1 protein-coding gene and 1 pseudogene are annotated in these 2,032 nt (G+C 76.9%); one reads left to right on the top strand and one right to left on the bottom strand.

Annotated elements, in window-relative coordinates; all coding sequences use genetic code 11:
• Positions 1 to 1,134 (bottom strand): annotated as a pseudogene (locus tag SZ60_RS15390) (sucrose synthase (sucrose-UDP glucosyltransferase)); the annotation flags it as partial.
• A 215-nt stretch (positions 1,135 to 1,349) separates the two neighbouring features.
• Here SZ60_RS15390 and SZ60_RS15395 point away from each other — a divergent pair.
• A partial coding sequence (locus tag SZ60_RS15395) for a polysaccharide pyruvyl transferase family protein (RefSeq protein WP_197073583.1) occupies positions 1,350 to 2,032 on the top strand: 683 nt, incomplete at its 3' end.

Genomic DNA, 2,032 nt, shown 5'->3' on the forward strand with positions numbered 1-2,032 from the left:
GCCCGCGGCGCGCAGCACCCGCCGGATGCCGCGCCGGGCCGCGACGCGCAGCGGCCACGCGGTCGCCGACGAGACGGGGTCGCTGAGCAGCGGCACGCGCCCGTAGACGTGTCCGGAGGCGCGGGTCGCCAGGTCGTGGACGCTCGCGACCGCCGCGTCCGCCGACCCGCGCGAGAGGGTGACCACCCGGGCGACCCGGGGGTCGTCGAGGACGTGCGACGCGCCTCCTGCGGGGAGCACGCCGCCCGCGGCGAGCGCGTCGCCGAGCCGGACGAGCAGCGTCGCGATGCCTCCGTTGTCGCCGCTGCCGGCGTGGGTGAGGCCGGCGTCGATGTCGGCGTGCAGGAAGAGCTGGGCGATCGTGAGGCCGTCGCGCCCGGCCGGGTGGTCGCCGTCGGGCCCGTCCTCGACCCCGCGGTCGTGCACCCGGTCGCCGTCGGGCACCTCGTCGGGGGCCGAGAGGTCGATCGCCGAGAGGCGGGCGACGTCACCGAGGTAGCCGTCGTGCCGGGCGAGTTCGTGCACGACGGTCGCGACGGCCTGGTCGCCACGACGCTGACCGAGGGCCGAGACGGCGGCGACCCGGACGTGCTCGTCCTCGCCGCGGTCGCGGGCGATCGTCAGCAGCGGACGCGAGGCGATGCGGGCGCGCACGAGGCCCAGCGTCTCGACCAGGCGGTACCGGGCGTCGGGCTCGTGCACGCCGATCAGGGCGCCCTCGAGGGCGACCCCGACGACGGCGGGGGCGGCCGACGACCACTGCTCGAGCGTGCGCTGGGCGACCATGCCGGTGAAGCCTCCGGCCACGACGAGCCCGATCAGCCGACCGACCGTGTCGTAGCGGGGCAGCCGCTGGCTGAGCGCCGACGCGGCGTGCTCGCGGAGGAAGGTGCGGTCGCTCGACAGCAGGTCGCTCAGCACGACGTCGGCCTGCTCGTCGAAGACCTGCGCGAGGGCGTTCGTCGCCGCGATGGCGACGAGCTGGTCGGGGCTGCCGAGGGCACCACGCAGCACCCGGATGGTCCGGGCCCCGCCCGTGCGGGCGGCGTCGAGCGCGAGGTCGTCGGCGAGGCGCATCGAGTCGACCAGGCGGTCGGCCTCGTGGATCGCGTCGAGCGAGGTCTGGATGCCCATGGCGGTGCCTCTCGGGTGCAGCGGGTGGCGGTGCGGCGCGCGGCGCACCGGGGCGGCCCGGGAGCCCCGGGCCTGGTGGAGCCTATCGCCGCCCGGTGACCGGCCGGTGCGGGGTCGGTACGTGGTCGACCGGGGTGCTCGGGGCCGCGGGGGTCCGGTACCGTCGTGGGCGGCATCGATCCCGCTGCCGAGTCCCGCAGCGAGAGGCCCCACCCGTGCGAATCGTCACCATCGGAGACGTCGGCGTGCTCGACGGCATGGTCCACATCGGCGACGAGGCGATGTTCCACGAGGCGACCGTGCAGCTGCGCGCCCGAGGCGCCACGATCACCGGCGTCTCGTCGAACCCGGCCGAGACCGCCGAGCGGTACGGCGTCGACGCCGTGCCCGCGATCGGCTTCCACCCCGCGACGACCGGCGGCCGGCTCGGCCAGCGCGAGCGTCGCGCCCGCGTGCTGTCGGCGATCGACGGAGGCGCGGGTCACCTCCCCCAGGACGACCCGGCCTGGCAGGTGATCGAGGCCGTCCGCGAGGCCGACGGCGTGCTCGTCGCCGGCGGCGGCAACATGGCCTCGCTCTGGCCGATGCACGTCTACGAGCGGAACACCCTCGGGCTCGTCGCCCGACGCTTCGGCAAGCCGCTCGTCGTCAGCGGGCAGACCATCGGCCCGGTGCTCGAGGGCGAGGACCGCGAGCTCGTCACCGAGCTGCTCGACGCCGCCGCGCTCGTCGGGCTGCGCGAGGGCGCGTCGCTCGAGCTGGTGCGGTCGCTCGGCGTCGACGCCGCCACGACCGTGGGGACGGTGGACGACGCGAGCTTCCTCGGGTTCGACGCCGCGCCTCCTGCCGGGGGTGCGGCGGGTGCGGCGGGCGCGGCGGGCGCGGCGGGCGCGGCCAC

This window comes from Frigoribacterium sp. MEB024 (assembly GCF_000878135.1).
Taxonomy (GTDB): Bacteria; Actinomycetota; Actinomycetes; order Actinomycetales; family Microbacteriaceae; genus Frigoribacterium.